This is a genomic window from Brunnivagina elsteri CCALA 953, from assembly GCF_002289455.1.
GTDB lineage: Bacteria > Cyanobacteriota > Cyanobacteriia > Cyanobacteriales > Nostocaceae > Brunnivagina > Brunnivagina elsteri.
Map to the genome: position 1 here is coordinate 1 of NZ_NTFS01000380.1, position 6,416 is coordinate 6,416.

Genomic DNA, 6,416 nt, shown 5'->3' on the forward strand with positions numbered 1-6,416 from the left:
TAATAATTTCAAGCTTTTTGATATTTTCCACTGAGTTTAACCATGATTATATTTGAGATTGAAGATTGTGAAACTATTACTTTTATGGGTTTCACAATCTTAATTTTGGTTTGATTGAATCGAAATTGTCCTAAATACCAATTCCCATTGCTTTAACAATATTCATGTACAAAGGTATTCCCACAATAATATTAAATGGGAATGTTAAAGCCAGTGCCATTGAAACATATAAACTAGGATTAGCTTCGGGTACAGTCATTCGCATTGCCGCAGGAACAGCAATATAAGATGCACTTGCAGATAACACAGCAAACAAGAGTGCGTTACCTTGAGACATGCCAAGAATTTTGGCAATAAGAATGCCGATAATTGCATTTGCAACTGGCATAAAGATGGAAAAACTAATTAAAAATGAACCTGTCTTACTCAAATCCCTGATCCTCCTTGCTGCAACCATTCCCATATCGAGGAGGAAAAACGATAAGACTCCATAGAAAACTCCAGGAACTCCTTTTCCTCCTCCGGTAAATGGCTCCAGTTTGTGCCAGTAATCTGCTCCTGTCAAGACTCCAATCAAAAGACTACCAACTAACAAGAATATGGAACCATTAAGGAATGCTTCCCGCAGAACTTCAACCCAAGAAAATTCCGTGCTATCTTCGCTATCTTCGCTTTTAGCAAACATTCTAACTAGGATAATTCCGAGAATAATTGCAGGAGATTCCATTAATGCTAAAGCTGCTACCATATATCCATCGGCTGGAATTTTTTGGGATTCTAAAAATGCATTAGCTGTGATGAATGTAACTGCACTAATTGAACCATAGGTTGCTGCGATCGCAGCTGCATTGTATACGTCGAGTTTGAGTCTGAGAACAAAGAATGAATAGACAGGAACCGCACAAGCCATAACGATTGCAGCAATTAGAGTCATGGCAATTTGTGGATTAATTCCACTTTCATGTAGTTCGTGTCCACCTTTAAATCCAATGGATAAAAGTAGATATAGTGAGAATAATTTTGGGATAGGTTGAGGAATTTCTAAATCGGTTCTGCAAAAGATTGCCAACATTCCCAAGAAGAAAAATAGTACTGGGGGATTTAATATATTTGATAAAATTAGACTTGCATTCACTGGTTTAGTTCCCTTATATATGATTCAAACCTATAACTAGATCGAACACTTCTGCGAAGTCAAAGAAATATCATTAACATTTAATTGACGAAACGGAACATAAGCTTCAAATACAATATAATACTTCTACAAAATAATATAATTTTCTTCTATCTTTCAGCAAGCTTTACGTCTCAGCGACTAACAAAGAGTAGTTTACAAAATCCTGAAACAAGTTATTTCGGTTAACACATAAGATGATTCATTAGTACACGTAGTAGCACCATATTGTAAGCCCGTGAATTCAATATGTCAACGTCATGATATGCCTCTTTGAAAGTAGAATTGGCAATATTTTTTATTTAGTGGCAAGCTTAAATAAGTCTAACTAATCCTTTAATTTATTTCTATCACAATCTTCTTATATAGCAGATACATACTAGGGATAATAATCAATCACAAGCTATGGAATTTGGGATATAGAAGTCAGGATATATAGGAATTTTGAGGATTAATTCAAAAAAAATGTAGAGAGGTTTTGTCATAACATCTCTACATAGACAAATCATATTATCGTGCGATAAGCGTAGCTTAATGCCAAAGAGATATCGCAACAATTAGCGTCAAACCAAAACCAAAAGAAATCCCTATCAACCAGTTACGAAATAGAATTTGCTTTTGAATTTGGGTTTCCATTTTTTTGTGTAAACGTTCAATTTCTACTTGTGATTCTCGGAAATTATTACGGATACTTTTATTTTCAAGGTGTAAATTATCTAAGGATTCCTTGCCTCCAAATTCAGTGATAATTGACTCGATTTCATTTTTGATTTGGTCAATTTGTGAATATGCTTGTGTAGCTTCATGTGCTTTATGTTCGATTTTTATTTGGAATTGTGCTGTTTCTTGTCGATCTATTTTGACTTGAGAAGCTAGAGTTTTGACTTCATCAATATATTGGGGTAATTCCTTGGTAAATTCTGGTAAAATTGCGTCAAGTTGTTGAGCTTGAGTTTTGGCAGTATCTAGACTATTTTTAATTACTTCTAGCTCTTGCTTAAACCGATCGATAATAGTATGAGAATTGCCAATTTGTTCAATTTGTGTTGTGATGCGATCGCGAATTTGTGATGCCAATGTGATATTTTCAATTAGGATTGATTGTTGTTGTTGAACTTCGCGAACAGAATCTTGAATAGTATTAGCAATTAAAGAAGCATCAGATTTAATTTGTTCTAATTGATTATTTTCTTGAGAAATAAACGCATGAATTTTCTGAGCTTTTTCGAGAGCATCGCGAGATGTGATAATTCCGCGTTCGATAGTTTGCCATAATTCATCTAATTGTTTAGCAACTTCCAAATCTGTAAGTGTTTTCATATATTTACTTCCTGGTTTTTTATAAGGTTTTCGAGACGGGAATTAAAGGATTGGCAGAGTAAATTCACAAGTGAAAGATTAGACTGTGACTGAGAATTTACTTCTTGCCAAAAAGGGAAATTTTGCTGGTAATTGCCATTAAAAATACTAGCTCTAACCCTTGCTGCTTCGTATGGCATTCCCTTAGCTTCCAAATCTTTGGCAATCCCTTTAAGCAAACTTTCATAGCCTTTTACATCGCTATCCTTGACTAAATTAGCTTCTATGACTGCTTGCCAAGAATGTCCCATTGCTCTTAATAATAGACAGCGTAAATGGATATTTTGGGTTTTTTGTAATTCGTTCTGAAGATGCTCTTGGGAATGTTTTTTTAATAATGAAATTGCTTGGCTTTCCCATTTATAAAGTTCTGCCTTTTCCACTCCAGCAAATTGTAAAGCCAAGTATGTATCCCAATAAAGCAAACCTGTTTCACAACGTTTTAATAAACGCTGCTGTACATCATCAGGAATTTGGTTTAAATCGGCATCACTAACAACTTCCGTAATCCATTTAACGGCATCACGGGAATTAATGCGATCGCATTTTTTAAAGAAGTCGTATCCGTTATTTTTTAAGCGTTGAATCTCATCAGTTGTCGCAACTACTAATAAACGGGAACGAGCGCGAGTTAATAGGGTATACCATTGAAAACTTTCTTCTAAAGATGGTGCTGTCTTACCTTCAAATAAGCAGAAAGCGATGCAGGATTCAAATTCCCTACCTTTAGCATTTTCTGGATTCAAAATTACTAAATTATTATGGGAATCTAAAGAATTTTTAGCTAGAACCTTGATTGCTTTGGCTAAATCCCGCAGTAAATAACGATGATTTTCTTCTTTCCCACATTCTCCAGCAAGTTTTTCTAAAAATGACATTGCTGAAGCTGAGGAATTTAATTCTAATAATTTGACTGGTTCCCCATTTTCAAATGCATGTTTGGGATTAGCAGGTAACGGTAACTCTTTACATTTGTTTCTGGCTGTAATTTTTTGAGCGACATTCCAAAACTGATTCGCGAATTCCAATATCTGTTGGGAATTTCGATAGTTTTTTACCAACTCAATCGAATGCTTAATTTGTAAATGTCCCCAATTAAAATCAGTCAATTGGATACGCTGATTTAAATCCCCCAAAAGCCATAAATAAGTTTTATGTCCTTGTTCAGACCAAGATTTACAAACTGAAATAATCGCTTGTAATTCGCTTAATAAATAATCTTGAGCTTCATCAATAATTAATAGAGTACATTCAGAATTGCTAGGAATAGTACTCAATTTAGTTTGTAATATTTTAGCAGCATCTAACCGACAAATCCGACAAGACAAAGCTTTATAAAAATGTTTTTTGCTAATTCTTAATAAATTATCAAGTCGGTGCGAATTCACTTGAAACATGACATTTTTATCATGTAAATGCTTCTCTTCATTCAATACAAAAGCTTGATACAACAAAACATCATTAGTAGTAATATCATCTTGACGACTATACTTTAATGCTTGTCGTAAAGCTTCCAACTCCTCCTGTGGAGAAGCCAGATTATTATCAAAATCAGGGTTGATTTTACCCAACCATTGTGGGAATGCACCTAACCAAAAATTTTCCTGATCGATAGCTTGCTTCACTTCCGAAAACTCCGCAATATCGCGTCGCAAACCTTCCGGCACAATCAACATCGTATTCCATTTATAATTACGATGAACCTCACATGCAAACAAAGTTGCACATACAGTTTTACCCGTACCAGGGGCACTTTGAACCACAACACAAGAACTGTCTTCAAACTGATGAATTGCAGTTGGTTGATATTGCGAACATAAAGCCTTTAAAGGTTCATCAAGAATATTACGTTGGTAATCAGTCAAAATTGGTGAATAGCGGTAACTACCATAAACAAATCGATACCAATCACCATCCTGTTCCTGATTCCATTGATATGCTGGATTATCAGCCAACGCAGTACCCTGGGGATGTAATAATTCCTCTATAACTTGTGGTTGAGTGCGATCGCGACTATCAAACGCATCATCATAAACACCACCACGCAACCCAGCTTTAATCACCACTATGTTACTTGTATCTTCCCGTTGCCAAATCACACGCCATTTACCTAAGCGAGTACGCAGCAGATTTGTTACCCCCCTCAGCGCTTTCGTCTGTCTCTCATCTCCTAAACTCAACCGATGCAAAATCTGGTAAATTCTTTGCAAATCAGCAGTTGGAAGTTTCTGGATTTCACGAAACGCTGCCCGAATTATCTTAATATCAGGCATACAATAAGACTTCTCCCCGATAATCAGTAGCTTTACAGTCTTATTGTTCCCATTTTTGCGAGAAATTTATTTTCTTCTGAAAACGAAAATTATGTGCGATCGCATTTCTCTAAATTAGAGTGTTTTTGAAGTTGCTTTCTTAAATAAAAATTATCCTAAAAACTCATATTCTTGAGCATTTTGTAACCTTTGTTACCGCATACACACAAACCTATTTTATCCTGATATATCGGAATTACCCCCCTTAATCCCCCTTGTAAAGGGGGGAAACTAGAAAGATAATTCCCTCCCCTTACAAAGAAGAAAGCTAGAAAGATAATTCCCTCCCTTACAAAAGGGGAAAGCTAGAAATATAGCTCCCTCCCTTACAAAGGGGAAAATTAGAAATATAGTTCCCTCCCTTACAAAGGGGAAAGCTAGAAATATAGTTCCCTCCCCTTTCCAAGGGGAGGGTTAGGGAGGGGTAATTTTATTAGTTTCTTTTATTTGAGTTAATCTTTTCTAATTAGTCGGATTCCAAATATATTTCCCTTCTTTATCAATATAACCTGCACCACCACGGGCATATACCAATGCCAAATCATTAACAAAACCGAAAGCCAAATCAAACCGTGGTGCGATTACCATTTTTCCAGTTATATCAATAAAACCATATTTATCATTGACTTTGACAGCTGCTAAACCTTGGAAAAAAGCCGTAACCTTATCATATTGTGGAGGAATTATCATCTCACCATTTGCATTTACAAAGCCCCATTTTTGCCCAACTTGAACTGCTGCTAAACCTTCAATAAATTCCCAAGCATCATTAAATTGCGGATTGATAACAAATTTACCCGACTGATTTATGTAACCATATTTATCGCTAACTTGAACTGCTGCTAAACCTTGAGAGAACCTCAAAGTACTTTCAAATTTAGGTGGAATTACAACTTGCCCATAAACATTAATATATCCCCATTTCCCATCAACTTGAACTGCTGCAAGTCCATCATAAAAATGTAAAACTGCCTCAAATTGTGGCTTAATTACAATTTTTCCAGTGAAATCTATATAACCCCATTTATCATCAACCTGGACTGCTGCCAAGCCATTTACAAAAGCCAATGCTCCGTCAAATCGTGGTTGAACAACTACTTTTCCAGATGAGTTAATAAAGCCATATTTATAATCAATTACGACCAATGCCAAGCCATTTTTAAAGGCAAAAGACAAACGATATTTTGGAGCAATTACTCTTTTTCCTGTGGTATCAATATAGCCATATTTATCACCAACTTTTATCTGTGCTAATCCATCTACAAAACCCCAAGCTAAATCAAACTGTGCAGGAATAACAACTTGACCAGTTTGGTCTATAAAGCCATATTTACCATTTTGGGTAATTCTATATAACTTCGCTGACATACTCTTACTTTTTAGTAATTCTGCTTTAATTTTTGTTTTTATATCTTGATTTACAGAATTGAACTTAGATGTTATATTCGTCTGTGCATAGCCAATATTAATTGTACTTAAAATAACTACATTAACTAGTAAACTAATTAGTAAATTATTTTTTGAACTAATTCTTAAATAATTAGTAAACTTCATCATCATCCTCACATATA

4 protein-coding genes are annotated in these 6,416 nt (G+C 35.1%); all 4 read right to left on the bottom strand.

The genetic code is table 11. The features are described from left to right. Positions 1-130 precede the first annotated feature (130 nt). A complete protein-coding gene (locus CK510_RS24350) occupies positions 131-1,135 on the bottom strand; it encodes a sodium-dependent bicarbonate transport family permease (protein ID WP_095724135.1) in 1,005 nt (334 codons plus the stop codon). 570 nt (positions 1,136-1,705) lie between these two features. Beyond that, positions 1,706-2,494 carry a coiled-coil domain-containing protein gene (locus tag CK510_RS24355; RefSeq protein ID WP_095724136.1) on the bottom strand — a complete coding sequence of 263 codons (789 nt, stop codon included), beginning with the start codon at positions 2,492-2,494 and terminating at the stop codon, positions 1,706-1,708. Continuing rightward, positions 2,491-4,806 (bottom strand): hypothetical protein, encoded by a 2,316-nt coding sequence (locus CK510_RS24360; RefSeq protein WP_095724137.1) that lies wholly within the window; start codon positions 4,804-4,806, stop codon positions 2,491-2,493. The genes CK510_RS24355 and CK510_RS24360 overlap by 4 nt, the downstream gene beginning before the upstream one ends. A 501-nt stretch (positions 4,807-5,307) precedes the next feature. Then, a complete protein-coding gene (locus CK510_RS24365; protein WP_245912414.1) occupies positions 5,308-6,411 on the bottom strand; it encodes a WG repeat-containing protein in 1,104 nt (367 codons plus the stop codon). Positions 6,412-6,416 lie beyond the last annotated feature (5 nt).

Excerpts from the sequence above, each read along its gene's own strand:
- CK510_RS24355 (WP_095724136.1), bottom strand. The coding sequence starts at position 2,494 with ATGAAAACACTTACAGATTTGGAAGTTGCTAAACAATTAGATGAATTA.
- CK510_RS24360 (WP_095724137.1), bottom strand. The coding sequence starts at position 4,806 with ATGCCTGATATTAAGATAATTCGGGCAGCGTTTCGTGAAATCCAGAAA.